The sequence below is a fragment of the Williamsia sp. Leaf354 genome, assembly GCF_001424365.1.
Lineage (GTDB): Bacteria > Actinomycetota > Actinomycetes > Mycobacteriales > Mycobacteriaceae > Williamsia_A.
Window position 1 is genome coordinate 1,464,250 of sequence record NZ_LMPL01000001.1, and the last position, 21,186, is coordinate 1,485,435.

Here is a 21,186-nt window from a genome sequence, read left to right on the forward strand (position 1 = left end):
GGTCGATGACACACCGGGAAACACCAGCTCAGCAGGGCTGTGATCGATTGTCCCACGGGTCACATGCGTCACGTCCGCCCCCACCGGAACGGCGGCCCGACCGGTGTCAGAGGGCGGCGACCACGTGGTCGATGCACTTCGTGAGCTGCGTGATGTCGTCGGGCTCGATGGCCGGGAACATGCCGATGCGCAGCTGGTTGCGACCGAGCTTGCGGTACGGCTCGGTGTCGACGACGCCGTTGGCGCGCAGCGTCTTGGCGACCGCGGCGGCATCGACCGAGTCGTCGAAGTCGATGGTGCCGACCACCTGGCTGCGGTGCTCCGGAGCGGCGAACGGTGTCGCGAACTCGCTGGCCTCGGCCCACTGGTAGAGCCGGCTGGAGCTGTCCGCGGTGCGCTTCGTGGCCCAGTCGAGTCCACCCTGGGCGTTCATCCACTCGAGCTGGTTGGCCAGCAGCAGCAGCGACCCGACGGCGGGGGTGTTGTAGGTCTGGTTCTTCGAGCTGTTGTCGACGGCGGTCGGCAGCGACAGGAAGTCGGGGCACCAGCGGCCCGAGGCCTCGATCGTCGCGATCCGCTCGAGCGCGGCGGGGCTCATCAGCGCCAACCAGATGCCGCCGTCGGAGGCGAAGCTCTTCTGCGGCGCGAAGTAGTAGACGTCGGCGTCGGCCGCGTTGACCGGCAGTCCGCCGGCACCCGAGGTCGCGTCGATCACGATCAGCGCGTCGCCGGCGCTCGACGGGCGCGACACCGGCACGGCGACACCGGTCGAGGTCTCGTTGTGCGCCCAGCCGATGAGGTCGACGTCGCCGGCCTGCTCGGCGGTGATGTCGGCCGGGTTCGGCGCGGTACCCGGGTCGGTGGAGATCACGGTCGGGTTGTCGATGAACGGCGCCTTCTTCGCGACGCTCGCGAACTTCGACGAGAACTCGCCGTAGGTGAGGTGCAGCGACTTCTTCTCGATGAGGCCGAACGACGCGGCATCCCAGAACGCGGTCGAGCCGCCGTTGGAGAGGACCACCTCGTAGCCGTCGGGCAGTGAGAAGAAGGTGTGCAGACCGTCGCGGATGGCGCCGACGACGTTCTTCACCGGTGCCTGGCGGTGGCTGGTCCCGAACACCGACGCACCGGTGTCGACGAGCGACTGCAGCTGCTCGGGGCGGACCTTGGACGGGCCGCAACCGAAGCGGCCGTCGGCGGGGAGGAGGTCGGCGGGGATCGTGATCGCGGAATCGCTCATGGCCGCAATCGTAGTTGCCGCATCCGAGGTCACCGACGGCGCATGTTGCCCCACCCGCGCGGCCTCGACGGCCTGACCCTTGCGCACGGCTGAACAACTGTTTAATGTCCTGAACGCGCGTTCAGTCGACGCGTGGCACGACCGAGCGGAGGAGACCCGATGAGCGATCTCACGGCGCGTGCGACGGTGCGTGACAGCGCCATCGCCGTGTTCGCCCGCGACGGGTTCTCCGCGTCGGTGCGAACGATCGCCGAGGCGGCCGGGGTGAGTCCCGGCCTGGTCATCCACCACTTCGGGTCGAAGGACGGTCTGCGCGCCGAGTGCGACACCCACGTGCTCGAGCAGACGAGGAACCGCAACCTCGCGTCGCTGCGGGATCCCGTCGGAGACGCCGTGTCGCTCGACCACCAACTCGCCGATCTCGCCGACGCCGGTCCGTCGCTGATGTACCTCCTACGCAGCGTGCAGCAGGGCGGCGACCTCGCGCGCACGTTCATCGAACGACTCGTGGCCGACACCGAGCGATCGATGGCCGTCGGCGTCGCGGCCGGTCGCATCCGTCCCTCGCTCGACGAGGCGGCCCGGGCGCGCTATCTGGTGGCGCAGTCGATCGGGGCGATGCTCGTCGACCTCGCCGTGCACCCGCCACCCGACCACGCCGACAGCGCCGCCATCGTCGCCGCGTACGCGCAGCGCACGATGCTGCCCGCCGCGGAGTACGCGACCCACGGCGTCCTCACCGACACCACCGTCCTCGACGCCGTCGTGGCCTACCGGGGGAGCGAGCGATGAGCGAACCAGAAGCGGTCATCGCCGTGTCAGGTCTCCGGAAACGGTTCGGCCGCAACCAGGTTCTCGACGGCCTGGATCTCACCGTCGAGAAGGGTTCCGTCGCCGGCTTTCTCGGCCCGAACGGCGCCGGGAAGTCGACCACCATCCGAGTACTGCTCGGGACCTACCGCCGCGACGGCGGGTCGGTCAGCGTCCTCGGCGGTGATCCGGTGCGTGACGCCGTCGCGATCCATCGCCGGATCGCCTATATACCCGGCGATGTGAACCTCTGGCCGCAGATGACCGGCGGCGAGTGCATCGACGCCCTGCTCGCGTTGCGTGGGGCGACGCCGCGTCCCGCCGATCGCGCGGCGATGATCGACCGTTTCGACCTCGACCCGACGAAACGGATCTCGGCGTACTCGAAGGGCAACCGGCAGAAGGTCGTCCTCGTCGCCGCGTTCGCCTCCCGCGCCGATCTGTTGATCCTCGACGAACCCACCTCGGGACTCGACCCGCTGATGGAGGACGTCTTCGGTCACTGCGTGCGCGAGGCGGCCGAGGCGGGCACGTCGGTCCTGCTGTCGAGCCACATCCTCGGCGAGGTGGAACGCCTCTGCGACACCGTCACCATCATCCGGGCCGGTCGCACCGTCGAGAGCGGCACACTCGCGCAGATGCGTCACCTCACCAGGACCCGGGTGACCGCCGAGGTCGTCGGATCGACCGACGGCCTGGCCGAGCTCCCGGACGTCGCCGACCTCGAGACGACGTCATCGACCACCGACGCCACCGGGGTGACCCTCTCCGTCGCGCCGGCGGGTCTGTCGACGCTGCTCACCGCACTCGGCACCCGTGGTGTGCGGTCGCTGCAGATCGCACCGCCGTCGTTGGAGGAGTTGTTCCTCGGCTACTACGGACGCCACGGTGAGGGGCCCGACCGCGATGAGCACTGACGTCGCAGGCGCGGGGCTGCTGGCCGGTGTCGCGCTGCGGCGCGAACGGATCCGTTCGTCGCTGGGCATCGTCGCGCTGCCGGTCCTGGTGGTGGTCACCGGTGTGGCCATGGCGTCGCTGTACCCCGATGCCGCCGCTCGGGAGGAATTGCGATCGGGTGCCGCGGACAACCCCGCGTTCCGGCTGCTGCTGGGTCCGCTCGGCGAGGACACCTCGGCCGCGGCGATCACGACGTGGCGGGTCGGACTGTTCCTCGTGCTCGTAGCCGCAATCCTTGTCGCCCTCACCGTGATCCGTCATTCCCGCGCCGAGGAGGACGCCGGACGGGGCGAACTCGTGCGCGCCGGTGTCGTCGCGCCGACGGCCCCGGTGCTCGTCGCCGCCGCGGCCGCGATGATCGCCGGCGCGGTCCTCGGCGTCGTGATGGCCTGTGCGACAGCGCTCGTCGGAGCGTCGGCGACGTCGGCGGTGATGGTCGGGATCGGCTATGTGACGGTCGGTGCCGCTGCCGTGGGGATCGCCGCGGTCGCCGATCAGGTGTTCGGCACCGCACGTGGGGCGAATGTCGCCGTGGTGACGGTCCTCGCCGGTGGCTACGTCCTACGCGGTGTCGGTGATCTCGTCGACGGGGTCACCTGGCTGCGGTGGGCCTCGCCGGTGGGGTGGGTCGAGCTGATCGACCCGTTCGGACATCGTCGGGTGCTGCCCGTCGTCGCCGGTGTGGCGGTGGGTGTCGTCGGGGTCGCGGTGGCGGCGACCATCGCGCGTCGCCGCGACCTCGGGGAGGGCCTGCTGGTGCGGCGACCCGGCCCCGCGGGATCGCGCCGACTGCGCTCGGTGGGTGCGGTGGTGGCGCGGGTGTCGGCGCCGACGATCGCGCCGTGGGTGTCGGCGACCGCCGCCTACTGCCTGCTGCTGGGATTCCTGCTGTCATCGGTGAGCGACCTGGTGCCGTCGGGTGGCGGGGTCACCGACATCGTCCGTGACCTCGGGGGCGGTGGCGCGCTCGCCGAGTCGGTGATGACCGCGGTGCTCGGGTTCGTCGGGGTGATCGCCGGTCTCGCCGGCCTCGCGGTGGTGGTGCGGGCCCGCGCCGACGAGACCGCGGGCCGCACCGAGCAGGTCCTCGCCACGGCGACGTCACGCACACGGTGGTTCGTGAGCACCTCCTGTGCCGCGCTCGGGGCGTCGATCGTCGTGATCGTGGCGGCATCGGTCGCCATCGCGGTCGCCCACACCATCAGCGCCGGGACGTCGGCGGCACCCGACATCGGGACCGTCCTCGCCGCCGGGGCCGTCCAGATCCCCGGAACCCTGGTCGTCGTCGCGGTCGGCGTCGCCGCCTGGGGCCTACGACCACGACTCGTCGCGGTGGGGTGGGCCGCGGTACTGGCCGACATGCTGCTCGCGCAGTTCGGCGAGCTGTTCGGACTGCCCATGTGGGTGCGCGATCTCGCGCCCCACACCCACGTGTCGGGCATGCCGCCCGGCGACGTCGGCCTCGTCGCACCGATCCTGAGCCTGGTGGCTGCGGCGGTGCTTCTCGGCCTCGGCGGATGGGGGTTCGGTCGCCGCGACATCCCGGGCTGAACGGTCAGGTGACACGATGCGGTCGTGGATGTCGAGACGTTTCGCCGACTGCTGACCGAACCCGGACAGGCGCTGCTCACCGAGATCGCACAGCGGGCCGGCGTCGAGTCCGACCACGCGCTGGGCAGCCGGCTGCGCACCGTTCACGACGGTGACTTCGTGGCCGCCGCGGTCACCCAGAACCATCTGCGCGGGCTGGCGCGGACCAAGTTCGGCGACGACGCCACGCGCATGTACTTCACCCACGACGCCCTCGAGCAGGCCACGCGCGCCTCGGTCGCGACCCATCGCGCGCGTACGTTGCGGTCGCTCGGCGCCGATGCGGTGGTCGACCTCGGGTGTGGCATCGGGTCGGATCTCATCGCCTTCGCGCGGGCCGGCATCGCGGTACGGGGCGTCGACATCGACCCGGTGCGTGTCGAGATCGCGCGCGCCAACCTCGCGGCCCTGGGTCTGCCGGGCACCGTCGAGGTCGGTGACGCCACCGCCGCGACCGTCGCCGAGGACGAGGTCGCGTTCTTCGATCCCGCCCGGCGCACCGCACGGGGCCGCGTGTTCCGGCTCGACGGCCTCACGCCGCCATGGGATCTCGTGGCGCAGCGGCTGACCGGGCGCGCGGTCGCGAAGGTGATGCCCGGCATCGGCCACGACGACATCGGCGACGGCGTGCGCGCCGAATGGGTCTCCGAGCGCGGCAAGCTCGTCGAATGTTGCCTGTGGGGAGCGGGATTCACCCACCCCGACGCCGACACCCGTGTCGCGACGGTGCTGCCGTCGGGTGCCACGATGAGCGGCGGCGAGCGCGCCGGGTCCGACGGGGCCGACAGCGACGAGGCGGGTCCGGTGGGCCGCTACCTCTTCGAACCCGACGACGCGGTGATCCGCGCCGGTCTCGTCGCGCACCTGGCCGAGCGGATCGACGGGTGGCTGCCCGACCGGCACATCGCCTACATCACCACCGACGAACCCGCCGACACCCCGTTCGCCCGCGGGTATCTCGTGCTCGACGAACTGCCTTACCGGACCAAGCAGCTGCGTACTGCTCTGCAGGATCTCGACATCGGCACGGTGACCGTGAAAAAGCGTGGCGTGCAGGTGGTCCCGGAAGACCTCATCGCCAAGCTCCGGCTCACCGGCAGTCGCTCGGCGCTCATCGTGCTCACCCGGGTCGCCGGTGCGGGCCGCGCCTTCCTCGTCGAACCGCTCGCTCGTCCGTGAGAACGGTGCTCGCGCAGCGAGATCAGGAGATCTCGGCCCATCCGTCGACGTCCTCGGGGCGGCGCGGGCCGGGTCCGGTGTAGATCGCCGCCGGCCGCACCAGCTTGCCCAGGCGCTTCTGCTCCATGATGTGGGCGCACCATCCCGCGGTCCGTCCGCAGGTGAACATCGCCGGCATCATGTGGGTCGGCACCTCGGCGAAATCGAGGATCACCGCGGCCCAGAACTCCACGTTGGTCTCGATGGCGCGGTCGGGGCGCCGTTCGCGCAGTTCGGTCAGCGCCGCCTGCTCCAGTGCGGCGGCGACCTCGAAACGCGGCACCCCCAGCTCCTTCGCGGTGCGCCGCAGCACCCGTGCCCGTGGGTCCTCGGCCCGGTAGACCCGGTGCCCGAAGCCCATCAGCTTCTCCTTGCGGTCGAGGATGCCCTTGACCAGCCCGCGGGCATCGTCGGAGCGTTCGACCTCTTCGATCATCGGCAACACGCGTGCCGGCGCGCCACCGTGCAGCGGTCCGCTCATGGCGCCGACCGCTCCCGACAGCGATGCGGCGACATCGGCGCCGGTCGAGGCGATCACGCGGGCGGTGAACGTCGAGGCGTTCATGCCGTGTTCGGCTGCGCTGACCCAGTAGGCGTCGATCGCGCGGATGTGCGCCGGATCCGGCTCGCCTCGCCACCGGGTCATGAAACGTGCGGTGACGGTGTCACATTCGTCGACCTGGGCCTGGGGTACGGCGGGCTGATGGATGCCGCGTGCCGACTGCGCCACGTACGACAGCGCCATCACCGATGCCCGGGCGAGGTTGTCGCGAGCGGTGGCGTCGTCGATGTCGAGCAGCGGCTGGTAACCCCAGATCGGCGCGAGCATGGCCAGCGCGGCCTGGACATCGACGCGCACGTCGCCGGTGTGGATGGGGAGCGGGAACGGCTCGGCGGGCGGGAGCCCGTCACCGAAGCGTCCGTCGACCAGCAGGGCCCACACGTCACCGAAGGTGACCCGGTTCTCGACGAGGTCCTCGATGTCGACACCGCGGTAGCGCAGGTTGCCCCCGGCCTTGTCGGGTTCGGCGATGTCGGTGGTGAAGGCGGTGACACCTTCGAGTCCTGGGACGAAGTCGTCGGGCACGTGTGCGGTGTCCGAGGGGGTCGGTGAGCTCTCTGCCATCGTGTCGACTCCTTCGTCGCCCGTGCGCACTGCTGACGACGAGAACTCTAGTGCCCGCGAGTAGCGTCGTCTCGCGTGGATGGTGAGGCAGTGAACGTGTCCGATATGCGCGTCGGCTACGGGTCGGCCGGGGGCGGCGGACTCGGGCCGGAGTCGCTGACCGGTGAGCCGATGTGGCTCGACCTGTTCGAGCGGTGGCTGGCCGACGGGGTCGCCCGCTCGATCCCCGAACCCAACGCGATGGTGGTCGCGACCGTCGACGCCGAGGGCGTACCCGCGACCCGCACGGTGCTGTGCAAGGCGGTCGACGACCGCGGAATCGTGTTCTACACCAACCACGATTCCGACAAAGGACGACACCTGGCGGCGCAACCCGTTGCCTCGGCCACGTTCCCGTGGATCGCGATGGAGCGGCAGGTCCACTTCCGTGGGCCGGTGGTGCAGATCGAGCGCGCCGAGACGCAGGCCTACTGGGCCAGTCGCCCCCGCGGATCACAGCTCGGCGCACTCGCCTCGACCCAGTCGCATCCCATCGCGTCGCGGGCCGAACTCGAGGACCAGGCACGTGCGGTGGCCGATCGCTTCGGCGGCGTCGACGGCGACGAGCCGGTGCCCCTGCCCGACAACTGGGGTGGCTACCGCATCGAGCCGACGACCGTCGAGTTCTGGCAGGGCGGTGCCGACCGTCTGCACGATCGGGTGCGCGTCGTGCGCGACCCGGACACGGGCGTGTGGGACGCACGCAGGCTGCAACCCTGATGGCGGGACTCCTCGCCGACACCGCGCCGCTGCGCAGTCCGCACTTCCGCCGACTGTGGTCGGCGAACATCATCACCGTCATCGGCGCCCAGCTCACCGTCGTGGTGGTGCCGGCGCAGATCTTCTTCATCACCGGCAGCTCGGCCTACGTCGGTCTCGCCGGGCTGTTCGGTCTCGTCCCGCTGGTCGTGTTCGGGCTGTGGGGCGGCGCCGTGGCCGACATCGTCGATCGTCGGCTGCTGCTGATCATCACCACGATCGGCCTGATCGGGTGCAGCGCCCTGTTCTGGCTGCAGGCCGCCGCCGGGATCGACAACGTGTGGGTCATCCTGTCGCTGTTCGCCGTGCAGCAGGGTTTCTTCGCGGTCAACCAGCCGACCAAGTCGGCGATCCTGCCGAAGATCGTCGACATCAAGGACCTGCCCGCCGCGAACTCGTTGAACATGACGGTGATGCAGGCCGGCGCCATCGCCGGACCGGTCATCGGCGGCGCCCTCATCCCGAAGCTGGGGTACTCCACCCTCTACCTCGTCGACACGATCTTCCTGTTCGCGACGCTGTGGGCGGTGATCCGGCTGCCCTCGCTGAAACCCGAACGCAGCGACGACGCGCCACGGGTCGCCGGACTGCGATCGGTGATCGACGGGTTCGTCTACCTGCGCGGACACAAGGTGTTGATGATGTCGTTCGTCGTCGACCTCATCGCGATGGTGTTCGGCATGCCGCGCGCGCTGTTCCCGCAGATGGCCCACGAGAACTTCGGCGGTCCCGACGGCGGTGGCCTCGCCTTCGCGCTGCTGTTCGCCGCGATCGGGGCGGGCGCGGTCGTCGGCGGCGTGTTCTCCGGGTGGGTGTCGCGCGTGCAGCGACAGGGCCTGGCGGTCATCGTCTGCATCGTCATCTGGGGTGCGTCGATCGCCGGGCTCGGCGTGGTGGTGGCGTTCGCCGGGGGAGCGTCGCTGCCGATGCTGCCGATCGCGGTGGCGCTGTTGATGATCGGCGGCGCGGCCGACATGGCGTCGGCGGCCTTCCGGCAGTCGATGCTGCAGTCGGCGGCCAACGACGACGTGCGCGGCCGCCTGCAGGGTGTGTTCACGGTGGTCGTCGCAGGCGGTCCCCGTATCGCCGACGTCGCGCACGGCGGTGTCGCGGCCACCGCCGGTGTGGCGGTGACCACGGCGGGCGGTGGTGTCGCGGTCATCGTGTTCACGGTGGTCGCGGCACTCGCGGTGCCGGCGTTCGTCCGGTATCGCCTGGTCCACTGATCCAGCGGGTTCCCGCGCCGCGTCGGTACCCTGAGCCGGTGAAGGAGATGACCGGACGCATCGTCGGCAGCGTCGTGCTGCTGGCCGCGATGGCGGTCGTCTATCTCGTCACCGTGTGGACCACGGCGGGCCAGCGTGTCGACCAACGCGTCTACGAGGCGATGTACGGCGCCGACTCGTGGCGGGACCTGTTGCACCGGGTCGGTTTCCAGCGGGTCACCGATCCACGGTTGTGGCTCGTCGCCGCGGTCGTCGTGATCGTGCTGGGCCTGCTGGCGCGTCGTCGGGGCAGCATCATCGCGTTGCTCGTCCTGCCCGCGCTCGGTGTGGTTGTCGCACGGATGCTGCGGACCGAGATCCTCCCGCGGCCCGAACTGATGGACATCGCCCGCGCCGCGTTCAACACCTTTCCCAGCGGTCACACCGCGGCCGCTGCCGGCTGTGTCGCGGCGGCGATCCGCGCGGCGCCCCGGGTGGTCGCGCCGGTCGTCGCGGTCGTCGGCGCCATGTGGACCACCGTGGTGGGGCAGGGGCTCATGGAGGTCGGCGCCCATCGGCCCAGCGACATCGTCGGGTCCCTGTTCATGGTGGGGGCCGCGATGATCCTCGTACCCGATTCGACGCGCTCGGGCGTACCGCCGGGCGTCGCGGCGCTGACCGCTGTCGTCGCCGCGATCGGCCCCCTCGTGTGGGCCGTGCACACGGGTCACCTGGTGCTCGCCGCCATCGGTGTCGTCGCCGCCGGCGTGTTCGCGCTGCTCACCGCGGGTATCGGAACACCCGCGCGACGGGGCGTCCCGATCGCGGAACCGTTCGTCCCGCAATCGCGCTGGGTCGCCGGTCGCTGACCGCGGCCCGTTCTCGTCTCCTCTCGCTGCGCCTCGCCCACTGTGTCGCTCGTCACTCCAGGTGGGCAGAACACCCGCCTCTGTGTCTTACTATGCATCCCGACATAACAATGCCGGTTGGTAAGGAATGCAGGGGAGCAGGATGTCGCACGGGCACAGTTCGGTCCTCGGTCGCACGGGCGAATTCGTGGCCCGCCGCCGATGGTGGGTCATCGGCTTCTGGCTGATCGCCGTCGCGGGCCTCAACCTGGCGGTGCCCCAGATCGAACACACCGCCGCGGAGAAGTCCGCGGCGTTCCTGCCCCACCACATGCCCTCGGTGGACGCGCTGCGGGACATGTCGACCGATTTCGGGTCACCGGCCTCGACGGCCGTCGGGAACGTGGTGCTCGCGACCGATCGCGGTGTCGGACCGGCGGAGACGACGTTCTACGGCGAACTGGTCCGCAGGCTCGCCGCCGACACCGACAACGTCGCCTACGTGCTCGACATGTACGGCAACCCCGCGACGCGGGATTCCGCGCGCAGCCCCGACGGCAAGGCCGTCACCGTTATGGTCGTCGCCCAGGGTGACGTCGGCAGCACGCGCGCGCACCACAGCACCGTCGAGATCCGTTCGCAGATCGACGCGATCCCGCGACCGCCCGGGTTGGACGTGTACTACACGGGCGCCTCGCCGACCCTGGCCGATCTGTTCTCGTCGATCGACGTCTCGCTGCTCATCATCACGGTGGTGTCGCTGCTGCTGATCACCGTGATGCTGCTCATCGCCTACCGCTCGCTGGTGGCGGCGCTGGTCCCGTTGATCACCATCGGGGTCGGTCTCGGGATCGCGCGGCCGATCATCTCCGCGCTCGGCGCCGGTGAGGTGGTGTCGATCTCCAATTTCACCATCGCGATCATGACCGCGTTGTTGCTCGGCGCGGGAACCGATTACGCCATCTTCCTGATCGCGGGCTACCACGATGCGCGTCGCGCCGGAGAGGATCCGAGCACGGCGATCGCCACGGCGAGCGGGCGCGTGTCGCCGATCCTGATCGCCTCAGCTCTCACCATCGCCGCGGCCGCCGCCGCGATGGGTTTCGCGAAGGTGGGCATGTTCGCCACCTCCGGTCCACCCACCGCGATCGGGGTGCTGGTCATCCTGGCGGTGTCGGTGACGCTGACCCCGGCGCTGATGGCGGTCGCCGCCGGACGAGGGCACCTCGAGCCCCGCGCCGACACCGAGCGTCGCTGGCGACGGCGCGGCGCGCAGGTGATCCGACATCGTGGACCGCTCGCCGCGGCCTCGCTGGTGGTGCTGATCGCGTTGGCGATGGTGATCCCCACGATGCGGGTGAGTTTCGACGAGGAGTCGGTGCAGCTCTACGCCAACGACTCCACGCGCGGGTACGACGCGGTCCTGAAACACTTCGGGGTCAACGAGATCCTCCCCGAATACCTCGTGGTGCGCGCCGACCACGACATGCGTAACACGAATGACCTCGCGGCACTGGAGATGATGGCGATGGCGGTGTCGAAACTGCCCGACGTCGCCCACGTCCGGTCGATCACGCGACCCGACGGCGCGCCGATCCCGGAGGCGTCCACCGGCTATCAGGTCGGCCAGGTCGGCGGTCGACTCACCGACGCCCACCGTCAGGTGCTCGATGCGACACCACAACTGCGCCAGTTGGCCTCGGGTGTCACCGATCTGCGTGACGGCGCCGATTCAGCGGCCGCCCGGCTCCCCGATCTCGTCGCCGGCACCGATCAGGTGGTGTCGCTGGCCGACGGGGTGCTCGGTGCCGCCGACACCGCCGACCGGATCGTCGCCGCAGCGTCCGGGGGATCGCTGAACCTCCCGCAGGGCGTGCGCGCGCTCTCGGTGCTCGCCGACGTACTCGGAGACCTCATCCGTGATGTGTCGCAGAGCAATTCGTCCACCCTTGCCGCGGCGGCGCGGTTGCAGGACGTGTTCGGTCCGATGCTCACCGCCGCCCCCGACGCGACCTGCCGGACCGATCCGCGCTGCCTCGCCGCCCGCGCGGCGTTCGGGATGTTCGATCAGGCCACCGCCGGACGCGCCTCGAGGGCGCTGCGCGAGGTGTCGGCGATCGCCGGGGTACCCGGTGAGGTCGTGGCTCGCGCCACCGCCGCGCTGCCCGAGATCCGCACCGGACTGCGCCAGATTCAGGCCCTGCTCGACGGACTCGGCGGGCGCAGCATCGAGCAGATGCGCGGCGACCTCGGTCGACTGACCGCGGGGATGACAGAGCTCACGGGCGGGATGAACCGCCTGGCCGACGGATTACGCCAGGTGAAGGACGGAACCGACAAGACCGTCGCCCTCACCGCGCGACTGACCGCCGGACTCGGCGAGGCCGGTGGCTACCTGCAGACGATGGCCCGCGACACCACCTCGGGCCCGGGTGCCGGCTTCTACCTCCCCGCGCAGGGGCTGAGCGATCCACGTTTCGTCGCCGGGTCGAGACTGCTGCTGTCGCCGTCGGGGCACACCGCACGCATGTTGGTGATCCGCAGCGACAACCCGTACGGCCACAGAGCACTTCGTGACGTCGGTCGGATCGCCGAGACCGCGCGCACCGCTGCGGCCGGCACCGTGCTCGAGCGGGCCGAGGTGTCATCGACCGGACTGGCGTCGCTGTCGGCCGACATGAGCGACCAGGTCGACCGCGACTTCGCGCTCTACGCCATCGTGGCGATCCTCGCGGTGTTCGCGATCCTGTGCGTGCTGCTGCGGAGTCTGCTGGCGCCCGCGCTGCTCGTGCTGGCGGTCGTCCTGTCGTTCTCGGCGACCGTCGGCGTGAGTGTGCTGGTATGGCAACACCTTCTGGGCATCGACCTCGACTGGTCGGTGATCCCGATCGCGTTCATGGCGCTGGTGGCGGTGGGCGCCGATTACAGCATGCTGTTCGCGTCGCGGATCCGCGAACACTCCTCGACCGGGATGATCAGCGGGATCGTGCGCGGGTTCGGCTCCACCGGCGGCGTGATCACCACGGCGGGAATCGTGTTCGCGGTCACCATGTTCGCGCTCATGAGCGCCACGGTGATCAACCTGCTGCAGCTGGGGTTCACCATCGGCGTCGGGTTGATCCTCGACGTGGTGATCGTGCGCACCGTTCTGGTGCCGGCGGCGATGGCCGTCATCGGCAACCGCGTGTGGTGGCCGGCCCGCGTGTGACAGCGTGACGCCCCCGCGTCCGGTCGGCGCCGGGCGATCAGTCGGTCGGCGGCCGATACGTGGTCATCAGGATCCCGGTCGGCGTCGACGCGGTGTCGACGAGGCGCAGGCGGATCGGTGCATCACCCGGGCCGAAGAGCCGTGTGCCCGAACCCAGGACGACCGGATGCACCATCAGCAGCATCTCGTCGACGAGCCCGGCGCCCAGCAGTGCTCGTACGAGCTCACCGCTGCCCATCACGACGAGGTTCCCGCCCGGGCGCTCACGCAGTCGCGCGACGTTCTCGACGGCGTCGCCGGCGACGAGGATCGAGTTCGGCCAGGGGAGTGATGTCGTCGGGTCGCGGGACACGACGTACTTCGTGGCGGCGTTGAGTCCGTCACGGAAAGGTCCGCCGACCGCGTTCCAGTGGGCCAGCATGTCGTCGTGGCTCCGGCGGCCGAACAACCAGGCGAAGTCGGGGCCCATCGCCGCGCCCATCGCGGCGCCGGTGCTCGGGTCGGCCGCCGCGAGCGCCCATCCGCCGTGCTCGAAACCGCCGCGGGGATCCTCGTCGACGCGACCGGGTCCCTGTACGACTCCGTCGAGGCTCAGATGCTCGATCACCACCACGCGCATGCGTCGTCCTCTCCTCGAGATCGTTCTCATCGGTGGTGTCGACTCGGGGGAGGGTGAGAACTCATCGCTCGTACCCCATGGACGCGAGAACGCCCCGCGAAGGAGCGCGGGGCGTTCTCATCGAAAAAAGGGGGCTGCGTCAGGCCTTCGAGTAGGTGAGGCAGTTGGCGGTGTCCGAGGACTCGCCGGCGCCGATGCGTACGGCCGCGGCGGTGCACTCGAGATCGGCGTTGTGCGTGCAGTCGGCTCGTTGGCAGGCGCCGACCTGGGGTGAGACGACGTCGAGGCCACCCTTGGTCGACAGCGGGATGAAGGTGGCGCAGTCGGCGGTGCCGTTGTCACCGCTGACGTTGATGGCGAATGCGTGGCATCCGTCGTGGTTGTAGGAGCATGCGCTCACCGAACACTCGGTGACGTGCGGCATCTCGAGAGTGGCCATGGGAACCTCCGGACAGTCGGCTGGGACCGGCGACCACGGGGCGTCGGGATCGCCTGGCACACATCACGCTACGACCGTGTGACCGATTTCACCAGCAAGGTCAGGCTCCCCTTCGCGGGCCGCGACGAGGAGGCGCGCCGCCGTCTCAGGTCGCGAGGTCGAGGGAGTCGATGACGTGTCGGATCTCGTCGGCGACGTCGTCGACCGGCGCGAGCGAGCGCTGGACGCGGGCGAGGATCAACGCCCCCTCGGTGGCGGCGACGAGCATGATCGCCACGGACTGTGCACGGGCGGCAGACGCCCCGGCCGCGACGAGGGTGTCGCGGATGATCACGTGCCACTCGGTGAAGATCTCGGCCACCTGATCGTGCAGTGCGGGGTCGCTCTCCGCGCCTCCGACCGCCGCGCCGGCGATCGGGCACCCTGCCCGGTAGTCGCTCGAGGTGAGCATGTGACGCCAGAAGTCGAAGTATTCGTCGACCGCCTCGCGCAGCGGCTTGTCGATGCTGGACCGGATCATGGACGTCATGATGTCGCCCGCGCTGCGCAGGGCATCGCCGACGAGTTGATCGCGACCGCCGGGGAAGTGGTGGTAGACCGATCCCCGAGGGGTGTCGCTGTCGGCCAGGACGGCGTCGACCGTCACCGCGGCCGCACCGTTGCGCTGCATGAGACCGATGGCGCTGCGCACCATGCGGGCGCGCGTGTCACCGCGTCGTGCCATCACCGCCCACCTCTCGCCCCGGTCGCGTCCTCGGACTATGCACGACAGCATACATCGACGCCGGTGGAACCCCGTTCATCCGGGGTGTTCGTGCGGGTCGGTCACCAGTAGACAGAGGTCGCGCAGCTGGGTCAGCTGGCGTGGTGACAGTCGGCCGCGCATCGCGCGCGACACCTCGCGGGCGTGCGCGGATCCGGCACGCTTCGACAGCGCGCGGCCGGCCTCGGTGAGGGTGACGACGACCGCACGTCCGTCGCCGTCGTCGCGGCTGCGCGCGATGAGACCTCGCGCCTCCATCCGGGCGATGAGACGCGACAGGCCCGGCTGGGTGAGCAGCACGTCGTCGGCGAGGGCGGTGATCCGCTTACCCCGCGGCGCGTTCGCGGCCGAGAGGGCGTGCAGGACGCCGTACTCGCTGGCGTGCACCTCTTCCCACACGGCACTGTCGGCGAGGTCGCGGGCGATCGTCGCCTGCGCCCGGTACAGCGCCTCCCAGGCCTCGTTGGCCAGCGCTCTGCCCGTCGGGGCGACGCTGTGGCCGGTCTCGATCACACCCGGTCCGTGGCCGTCGGGTTCCCGGCCGGCACGTTCGCCCCCATGAGTTGTGCCACCGCGGGCTTCACCGACCCGCCGAGCAGCTCGATGCCGCGCAGCATCGCGTCGTGCGGCAGCTTGGTGTTCGTCATCTGCACGGTGAGGCGTGCGAGACCGCCGAGATCGTCGGAGACCCGGGCGATCTTCTCCGCGACGGTGTCGGGCGAGCCCACGAACATCGCACCGTGGGGTCCGGCCATGGCGTCGAACTCCGCGCGGCCCGGTGCGCCGAAGCCGCGTTCGCGGCCGATGCGTCCGAACAGATCGGCCCAGCCCGGGTAGGCGGCGGCGACCGCGGCGTCGTCGGTGTCGGCGACGAGACCGGGCGCGTGGATCCCCACAGGCAGCTGCTCCGGGGCGAACCCCGACCGCGACCCGGCCTCGCGGTACAGATCGATCAGCGGACGGAACCGACGTGGCTCACCGCCGATGATCGCGACCATCAGCGGCAGCCCGAGACGGCCTGCGCGCACAAATGATTCGGGACTCCCGCCCACGCCGAGCCACATCGGTATCGCGCCCTGCACCGGCTTCGGGTAGACACCCTGCCCGCGCAGTGCCGGACGGTGCGGGCCGCTCCAGGTGACCGACGCCGGGTTCTCCCGGATGCGCAGCAGCAGATCGAGTTTCGCGGCGAACAGTGAGTCGTAGTCGGCGAGTTCGAGTCCGAACAGCGGGAACGCCTCGGTGAACGATCCGCGACCGACGACCATCTCCGCGCGACCGTTCGAGATGAGGTCGATGGTGGCGAACTGCTGGTGCAGGCGTACCGGGTCGTCGGCCGAGAGCACCGACACCGCGCTGGTGAGCCGGATGTCGCTCGTGCGGGCCGCTGCGGCGGCGAGCAGCACCGTGGGCGCCGAGTCGTAGAACTCGGGGCGATGGTGCTCGCCGATGCCGTACACGTCGACCCCGGATCGGTCGGCGACCTCGACCTCCTCGAGCAGGTGCCCGATGCGGGTCCGGCCGTCGATCTCGCGCCCGGTGTCGTACTCGACGACCGAGGAGACGAAGTTGTCGATACCGATCTGCATGGCGCACCATCCTGGGGTCTGTGCGGGCGTCGGTGGTCGCGCCCGGTTCCCCTCGGACAACAACATGCGCAGTCATGTATTCCGGACCGGTGCGGAGGGGTGCGGTCAGCTCAGCGCTGCCAGGGCAGATCGGCCCGGCGCGCGGCGCTCACCGGGCAGTAGTGCTCGGGCAGCCCACGGCGGTCGAGCGGCGGGAGATTGCGCGTCGGGGTCTCCACGAGGGGTGCGTCGGCGGCGACGCGACCCGACACCCGGTCCCACGCGTCGCGGGGACGCGGGTGGATGCGATACCGGGGCGGCACCAGGCGCATCGTCACGTCGACGGCGCGACCGAATCGGCGGAACCGTCGCTCGTCTGCGGCCGACCACGACAGGCCGAGCAGCTCGCGGACCGGCTCATCGTAGAGACCTGTCGTGACCCACACGAAGCCCCGCGCGACGATCTTCGCGGCCGGGCGCCACAGCATGCCGGGAATCCACGACATCCACGGCGGCGGGGGCAACTCGGCGATGTCGAGGACCGTACGCACGGCGGGATGGTCTTCGAGGACGCTGCGGCACATGTGATCCCAGTACGCCAGGAAGTCCTCGTAGGTGTCCGGGCACGGGCGCATGCTCAGCCCGTACATCGAGTACCAGACGCGCGACTCGTCGAACATGGCGCGCTTGTCGGCCTCGGAGATCGGGGGCCCGAACGCCTCTGCGCACCGCACCGCGCCGTACCAGAACGTGGCGTGCGCCCAGTAGAAGACGTCGGGGTCGAGGGCGTGGTAGCGACTGCCGTCGGGCATCTCCCCGGAGATCGCGCGGTGGTAGTCGCGCACCTCGCGGCCGGTGGTGGGCGTGCGGTCGAACACCACCCCTGAGATCGGGTACAGCGACCGCATCAACCGCTGCCACCGCTCACCGAAGAAGTCCGAGTGCTCCCACACCGCCGCGCCGAGTTTCGGGTGCATGTTCTGCATCGACCCAGACCACAGGCCCATCAGCATGCCGCGCCACCCGCCGAAGTACTTCCACGTCACCGAATCGGGACCGAGCATCGGGATCTCGTCGTCGGTGCGCGGAGCTCGGTCGGGGTGCGTGGCCGTCATGAGACGAAACAGTAATTCCGTCTCACCCGCCTCGTCAATGGGCTGGGGTCGAGGCGTGCGTCATCGGGCCGTCGGGACGAGCCGCACCCGGTCGCCCGCGACGAGCTGGGCGGCGGCGTCGATCGCGTCGGCGGTGAGCACCGCGACGACGGGATAGCCACCGGTCACCGGATGATCGACGCCGAAGAGCACCGGTTGCCCGCTCGGCGGCACCTGCACCGACCCGAGTGCCACACCCTCCGAGGCGCGTTCGGTGCTCGCCGGGTGGACGGCGGCGAGGGGATCGGTGCGACGGGGGTCTCGGTCGAGGCGCACGCCGACGCGATCGCTCGCGGGGTTGACGATCCAGATGCCCGTGGTGAGCGCGTCGTGATCGACGAGAGCGTCGGCGCGCGGTCCCGGCGAGACCGCCAGGGTGATCGGGCCGTGGTGCGCGGCGGCGGCGGTGAACGACTCGGTGGCGGTCGGCCACGCCGCGGCGTCGGACCCGATCGGCAGTCGATGCCCGGTCGCCACGATCGGCGGACCCAACCCCGAGAGGGTGTCGGTGGCACGCGATCCCAGCACGGGCGTCATGTCGATACCGCCACGGACGGCGAGATACGAACGCAGCCCGACGGTCGGGGAGCCCAGGGCGATCACGTCGCCGGCGTGCACCGCGAACGCGGCACCGTGGCCCATCGGCGTGTCGCCGCGGGTCACCGAGCAGGGCGCCCCGGTCACCACCACGAACGCGTCGCCTCCCACACGGATCCGCACTCCGCCGAGGGTCGCCTCGAGGGTCGCCGCGGTCTCGGCGTTGCCCACCAGGCGGTTGGCGAGCCGATGCGCTCCGCGGTCGGCCGCCCCCGACAGCGGCACCCCGAGGTGTGCGTGTCCCGGTCGGCCGAGGTCCTGCACCGTCGCGAGCGGACCCGTCGCGAGCACCTCGAGGGTGGTCACGTCGCGCGGAACCGGACCGTGGCGCCCGGCGCGAGCGTCGCCGGCGGTGTGCGGTCGACGTCCCACAGGTCGATCGTGCTCGTGCCCAACAGGTTCCAGCCACCGGGGCTCGAGCGCGGATAGACGGCGCTGTAGCCCGCGGCGATCGCCACCGACCCCGCAGGCACCGACGATCTCGACTCCGAGCGCCGGCCGAGCGCGCGCAGTGCGTCGAGGGTCGGGTCGTGCGGGTCGGCACCTGCTGCCGTCGAGTCGGGCACGAGGTACCCGAAACCCGGTGCGAAACCCATGAACTGCACCCGCCACACCGTGTCGGTGTGGGCGGCGACGACCTGCTCGGGGTCGACCCCGAGCGTCGCGGCGACGTCGTCGAGGTCCGCGCCGTCGTAGGCGACGTCGACCGTGATCGACGGTGCCGCCGGCCCGGTGACGTCGGTGGTGTCGGGCCGGGTGGAGCCCGCGGCGCGCAGTACGCGACGGATGCCGAGGCGGTCGAGACCGGCCCCCGGGGTGCCCTGCACCAGCACCGTCTCCGCGGTCGGCACGACGTCGAGAACCCCGGTGAGCGCGTCCTCGGCGGCGGCCGCACGCAGGGCGTCGGCAGCGAGCAGCGCATGGCGCCAGGGGGCCTCGGCGTCGGCGAAATCGAGCAGCACGGCGTCGATTCCGGCAGGCAACTCCCGCATCGGCCAACCGTACGTCGCGGCCGCCGCGGCGCACCACCGCGACGGCGTCGATCGGCGGTTCCCGAGCCCGGCCGTCGCCCGGTCCCGGTGTGCCAGACTCGACGGCGTGGGCGAATTCAGGATCACGGCGGGCGACTACAGCGCGGACATCGTGGCTCGCGGGGCCGGCCTGCGGGCGGTGCGCCACGGCGACCGACTGCTGACCGAGACGTGGGACGCGGCGGAGGTGCTGGCCACCGAGGGCGGCAAACCCCCGCTGTCGGCGGGCCTGGTGCTGGCGCCGTGGCCCAACCGCACCGCCGACGGCCGCTACACGTTCGACGGCGTCGACCACCAGCTGGAGATCACCGAGACCGCCCGCAACAACGCCAATCACGGTTTCGTCCGCACCGTCGAGTGGAACCTGCACGAGGTGACCGACCGGTCGGTGACCCTCGGCGTCCCGATCGGTCGGCACCCGGGCTGGCCGTTCGATCTCACCCTCGTCGCCGAGTACGCGCTCGACGCCGACACCGGCCTCACGGTGACGGTCACCGTCACCAACGTCGGTGACACCACCGCACCGTTCGCGCTCGGCATCCACACGTTCGTGCGCGCCGGCGACGCCGACATCGACGACTGCACGCTGCAACTCGCCGGCGCCTCGACGCTGCCACTCGACCCCGAGCGCCAGCTCCCCGCCGGTGATCCGACACCGGTCGCGGGCACCGACCTCGACTTCTCCTCGCCCCGACGTGTCGACGGGGTGTGGATGGACACCCCCTTCACCGACATGGCCGTCGAGCCGTCGGGATCCGGGGACCGCCACCGCAACCGACTCACCGCACCCGACGGCGGGACCACCGAACTGTGGACCGACCTCGGCTTCGGGTGGGCGCAGGTGTTCACCGCCGATCCGGCCCACGATCAGGCGTTCCCCGGCCGTGGCCGCGCGCTGGCGATCGAGCCGATGACCGCTCCGCCGAACGCCCTGGCCTCGGGCACCGACCTCATCGTCTGCGCACCCGGCCAGATGTGGTCGGGGACCTGGGGACTGGCACACCACGCGGCCGGTGTGCGGTGAAGGAGATCGTGGTCTGCGGGGAGTCGCTCGTCGACCTCGTCGCGCACACCGGCGGCCTCGCGCCCCTGCGCCCGGCGCTGGGCGGTGGGCCGTTCAACGTCGCCGTCGCGCTCGGTCGGCTCGGGTCGGCGGTGTCGTTCTGCTCGCGCGTGTCGACCGACCACTTCGGCGACGAACTCGTGGCGTCGCTGCATGCGGCGGGGGTGAACCTGTCTCTGCTGCAACGTGATCCCGACGCCCCGACCTCGCTGGCGCTGGCGTCGCTCGGCGACGACGGCGCGGCGAGCTACACGTTCTACGTCGAGGGCACGGCCGATCGTCGGGTCGTCGATCCCGGGCCGCTGCCGGGCACCGTCGGCGCGCTCGCCTTCGGCACGCTGTCCCTGGTGCTCGAACCCGGCGCCTCGGTCTACGAGCAGATGATGCACACCCATCACGCCCAGGGACGCCTGATCATGCTCGACCCCAACATCCGGACACCGGTCATCGCCGACGCCGACGCCTACCGCCGTCGGTTCGTGAGCTGGCTGCCGTCGGTCGACGTGGTGAAGGTGTCCGACGACGACGCCGACTGGCTCGCCGACGGCCCCGGCGGTTCGCGTCCCGCCGACTGGCTCGACGCCGGTGTCGGCGCGGTGGTCACCACCCGCGGTGGTGCGGGACTCGCGGTGACCACGGGCGAGTTCACCGCCGAGGTCGCCGCCCCGGCCGTGGTCACCGCCGACACCATCGGTGCCGGTGACACCGTGGTCGGAGCGCTGCTGCACTGGCTCGGCGCACACGGGGCGCTCGGCGCCGAGGCCGTGCGCGACCTCGACCGCGACGCCTGGCAGGAGGCGTTGTCGTTCGCCGCGCGGGCCGCGGCGATCACCGTGTCGCGACCCGGCGCCGACCCTCCGTGGGCGGGGGAGCTCACGAGCGACTAGGTTGACCTCAAGGCATACGCACACCCTGGAAACGGCCCACGAGGCCCTCCAGCCAGTCGAAAAGG

20 protein-coding genes are annotated in these 21,186 nt (G+C 70.9%); 10 read left to right on the forward strand and 10 right to left on the reverse strand.

Annotated features, from left to right (window positions below):
* Nucleotides 1-106: 106 nt before the first annotated feature.
* Nucleotides 107-1,240: a phosphoserine transaminase gene (serC, locus tag ASG12_RS07075; RefSeq protein ID WP_055786799.1), complete on the reverse strand. Its 1,134-nt coding sequence runs from the start codon at nucleotides 1,238-1,240 to the stop codon at nucleotides 107-109.
* A 159-nt stretch (nucleotides 1,241-1,399) separates the two neighbouring features.
* On the opposite strand from serC, the gene ASG12_RS07080 reads away from it, so the two are divergent.
* From ASG12_RS07080 to ASG12_RS07095, 4 genes are read left to right on the forward strand one after another with little or no spacing between them, the layout of a single operon-like run.
* Nucleotides 1,400-2,032 (forward strand): TetR/AcrR family transcriptional regulator, encoded by a 633-nt coding sequence (locus tag ASG12_RS07080; protein WP_055786802.1) that lies wholly within the window; start codon nucleotides 1,400-1,402, stop codon nucleotides 2,030-2,032.
* Nucleotides 2,029-2,967 (forward strand): ABC transporter ATP-binding protein, encoded by a 939-nt coding sequence (locus ASG12_RS07085; RefSeq protein ID WP_055786804.1) that lies wholly within the window; start codon nucleotides 2,029-2,031, stop codon nucleotides 2,965-2,967. The genes ASG12_RS07080 and ASG12_RS07085 overlap by 4 nt, the downstream gene beginning before the upstream one ends.
* A complete protein-coding gene (locus ASG12_RS07090; RefSeq protein WP_156377951.1) occupies nucleotides 2,957-4,558 on the forward strand; it encodes an ABC transporter permease in 1,602 nt (533 codons plus the stop codon). The genes ASG12_RS07085 and ASG12_RS07090 overlap by 11 nt, the downstream gene beginning before the upstream one ends.
* A gap of 24 nt (nucleotides 4,559-4,582) precedes the next feature.
* Complete coding sequence (locus tag ASG12_RS07095; RefSeq protein WP_055786810.1) at nucleotides 4,583-5,776, forward strand: class I SAM-dependent methyltransferase; 1,194 nt, start codon at nucleotides 4,583-4,585, stop codon at nucleotides 5,774-5,776.
* A 22-nt stretch (nucleotides 5,777-5,798) separates the two neighbouring features.
* Here ASG12_RS07095 and ASG12_RS07100 read toward each other — a convergent pair whose 3' ends face one another.
* The gene (locus ASG12_RS07100) at nucleotides 5,799-6,941 is read right to left on the reverse strand and encodes a citrate synthase 2 (RefSeq protein WP_055787873.1); all 1,143 of its coding nucleotides are present in this window, start codon (nucleotides 6,939-6,941) and stop codon (nucleotides 5,799-5,801) included.
* A gap of 105 nt (nucleotides 6,942-7,046) precedes the next feature.
* On the opposite strand from ASG12_RS07100, the gene pdxH reads away from it, so the two are divergent.
* The 4 genes from pdxH (at nucleotide 7,047) to ASG12_RS07120 (ending at nucleotide 13,000) form a co-directional block, all read left to right on the forward strand.
* Nucleotides 7,047-7,700, forward strand: coding sequence for a pyridoxamine 5'-phosphate oxidase (gene pdxH, locus ASG12_RS07105; protein ID WP_055786812.1), 654 nt, complete (start codon nucleotides 7,047-7,049; stop codon nucleotides 7,698-7,700).
* Nucleotides 7,700-8,965, forward strand: coding sequence for an MFS transporter (locus ASG12_RS07110; protein WP_055787875.1), 1,266 nt, complete (start codon nucleotides 7,700-7,702; stop codon nucleotides 8,963-8,965). The genes pdxH and ASG12_RS07110 overlap by 1 nt, the downstream gene beginning before the upstream one ends.
* A gap of 47 nt (nucleotides 8,966-9,012) precedes the next feature.
* Nucleotides 9,013-9,813 carry a phosphatase PAP2 family protein gene (locus tag ASG12_RS07115; RefSeq protein ID WP_235456327.1) on the forward strand — a complete coding sequence of 267 codons (801 nt, stop codon included), beginning with the start codon at nucleotides 9,013-9,015 and terminating at the stop codon, nucleotides 9,811-9,813.
* 142 nt (nucleotides 9,814-9,955) lie between these two features.
* Nucleotides 9,956-13,000 carry an MMPL family transporter gene (locus tag ASG12_RS07120; RefSeq protein ID WP_055787878.1) on the forward strand — a complete coding sequence of 1,015 codons (3,045 nt, stop codon included), beginning with the start codon at nucleotides 9,956-9,958 and terminating at the stop codon, nucleotides 12,998-13,000.
* 37 nt (nucleotides 13,001-13,037) lie between these two features.
* Here the strand turns inward: ASG12_RS07120 and ASG12_RS07125 are convergent, their stop codons facing one another.
* The 8 genes from ASG12_RS07125 to ASG12_RS07160 all read right to left on the reverse strand — a co-directional run bounded on the left by ASG12_RS07125 (nucleotide 13,038) and on the right by ASG12_RS07160 (nucleotide 19,132).
* Complete coding sequence (locus ASG12_RS07125) at nucleotides 13,038-13,619, reverse strand: dihydrofolate reductase family protein (protein ID WP_055786818.1); 582 nt, start codon at nucleotides 13,617-13,619, stop codon at nucleotides 13,038-13,040.
* 139 nt (nucleotides 13,620-13,758) lie between these two features.
* The gene (locus tag ASG12_RS07130) at nucleotides 13,759-14,058 is read right to left on the reverse strand and encodes a DUF1540 domain-containing protein (RefSeq protein ID WP_045824128.1); all 300 of its coding nucleotides are present in this window, start codon (nucleotides 14,056-14,058) and stop codon (nucleotides 13,759-13,761) included.
* A 145-nt stretch (nucleotides 14,059-14,203) separates the two neighbouring features.
* The gene (locus tag ASG12_RS07135; protein ID WP_055786823.1) at nucleotides 14,204-14,782 is read right to left on the reverse strand and encodes a TetR/AcrR family transcriptional regulator; all 579 of its coding nucleotides are present in this window, start codon (nucleotides 14,780-14,782) and stop codon (nucleotides 14,204-14,206) included.
* Between the two features lie 75 nt (nucleotides 14,783-14,857).
* Entirely contained in the window at nucleotides 14,858-15,334 is a 477-nt protein-coding gene (locus ASG12_RS07140) for a MarR family winged helix-turn-helix transcriptional regulator (protein WP_055786826.1), read from the reverse strand.
* On the reverse strand, nucleotides 15,331-16,410 hold the full coding sequence (locus tag ASG12_RS07145) for an LLM class flavin-dependent oxidoreductase (RefSeq protein ID WP_055786830.1): 1,080 nt from the start codon (nucleotides 16,408-16,410) through the stop codon (nucleotides 15,331-15,333). The genes ASG12_RS07140 and ASG12_RS07145 overlap by 4 nt, the downstream gene beginning before the upstream one ends.
* 110 nt (nucleotides 16,411-16,520) lie before the next feature.
* The gene (locus ASG12_RS07150; protein WP_055786833.1) at nucleotides 16,521-17,504 is read right to left on the reverse strand and encodes an oxygenase MpaB family protein; all 984 of its coding nucleotides are present in this window, start codon (nucleotides 17,502-17,504) and stop codon (nucleotides 16,521-16,523) included.
* A 60-nt stretch (nucleotides 17,505-17,564) separates the two neighbouring features.
* Complete coding sequence (locus ASG12_RS07155; protein WP_055787881.1) at nucleotides 17,565-18,446, reverse strand: biotin-dependent carboxyltransferase family protein; 882 nt, start codon at nucleotides 18,444-18,446, stop codon at nucleotides 17,565-17,567.
* Complete coding sequence (locus ASG12_RS07160; protein ID WP_055786836.1) at nucleotides 18,443-19,132, reverse strand: 5-oxoprolinase subunit B family protein; 690 nt, start codon at nucleotides 19,130-19,132, stop codon at nucleotides 18,443-18,445. Before ASG12_RS07160 ends, ASG12_RS07155 begins: the two co-directional genes overlap by 4 nt.
* A 106-nt stretch (nucleotides 19,133-19,238) precedes the next feature.
* Here ASG12_RS07160 and ASG12_RS07165 point away from each other — a divergent pair, with 106 nt between their 5' ends.
* Both ASG12_RS07165 and ASG12_RS07170 read left to right on the forward strand, forming a co-directional pair.
* The gene (locus ASG12_RS07165) at nucleotides 19,239-20,195 is read left to right on the forward strand and encodes an aldose 1-epimerase family protein (RefSeq protein ID WP_055786838.1); all 957 of its coding nucleotides are present in this window, start codon (nucleotides 19,239-19,241) and stop codon (nucleotides 20,193-20,195) included.
* Complete coding sequence (locus ASG12_RS07170) at nucleotides 20,192-21,121, forward strand: carbohydrate kinase family protein (protein ID WP_055786841.1); 930 nt, start codon at nucleotides 20,192-20,194, stop codon at nucleotides 21,119-21,121. The genes ASG12_RS07165 and ASG12_RS07170 overlap by 4 nt, the downstream gene beginning before the upstream one ends.
* Nucleotides 21,122-21,186: the final 65 nt, after the last annotated feature.

Bases quoted from the DNA above. Each gene is read 5' to 3' on its own strand.
- ASG12_RS07160 (WP_055786836.1), bottom strand. From the start codon at position 19,132: ATGCGGGAGTTGCCTGCCGGAATCGACGCCGTGCTGCTCGATTTCGCC.
- ASG12_RS07080 (WP_055786802.1), top strand. From the start codon at position 1,400: ATGAGCGATCTCACGGCGCGTGCGACGGTGCGTGACAGCGCCATCGCC.
- ASG12_RS07120 (WP_055787878.1), top strand. From the start codon at position 9,956: ATGTCGCACGGGCACAGTTCGGTCCTCGGTCGCACGGGCGAATTCGTG.
- ASG12_RS07110 (WP_055787875.1), top strand. From the start codon at position 7,700: ATGGCGGGACTCCTCGCCGACACCGCGCCGCTGCGCAGTCCGCACTTC.
- ASG12_RS07130 (WP_045824128.1), bottom strand. From the start codon at position 14,058: ATGGCCACTCTCGAGATGCCGCACGTCACCGAGTGTTCGGTGAGCGCA.
- ASG12_RS07100 (WP_055787873.1), bottom strand. From the start codon at position 6,941: ATGGCAGAGAGCTCACCGACCCCCTCGGACACCGCACACGTGCCCGAC.
- ASG12_RS07090 (WP_156377951.1), top strand. From the start codon at position 2,957: ATGAGCACTGACGTCGCAGGCGCGGGGCTGCTGGCCGGTGTCGCGCTG.
- ASG12_RS07115 (WP_235456327.1), top strand. From the start codon at position 9,013: ATGACCGGACGCATCGTCGGCAGCGTCGTGCTGCTGGCCGCGATGGCG.
- pdxH (WP_055786812.1), top strand. From the start codon at position 7,047: ATGCGCGTCGGCTACGGGTCGGCCGGGGGCGGCGGACTCGGGCCGGAG.
- ASG12_RS07135 (WP_055786823.1), bottom strand. From the start codon at position 14,782: ATGGCACGACGCGGTGACACGCGCGCCCGCATGGTGCGCAGCGCCATC.
- serC (WP_055786799.1), bottom strand. From the start codon at position 1,240: ATGAGCGATTCCGCGATCACGATCCCCGCCGACCTCCTCCCCGCCGAC.
- ASG12_RS07085 (WP_055786804.1), top strand. From the start codon at position 2,029: ATGAGCGAACCAGAAGCGGTCATCGCCGTGTCAGGTCTCCGGAAACGG.
- ASG12_RS07125 (WP_055786818.1), bottom strand. From the start codon at position 13,619: ATGCGCGTGGTGGTGATCGAGCATCTGAGCCTCGACGGAGTCGTACAG.
- ASG12_RS07150 (WP_055786833.1), bottom strand. From the start codon at position 17,504: ATGACGGCCACGCACCCCGACCGAGCTCCGCGCACCGACGACGAGATC.
- ASG12_RS07145 (WP_055786830.1), bottom strand. From the start codon at position 16,410: ATGCAGATCGGTATCGACAACTTCGTCTCCTCGGTCGTCGAGTACGAC.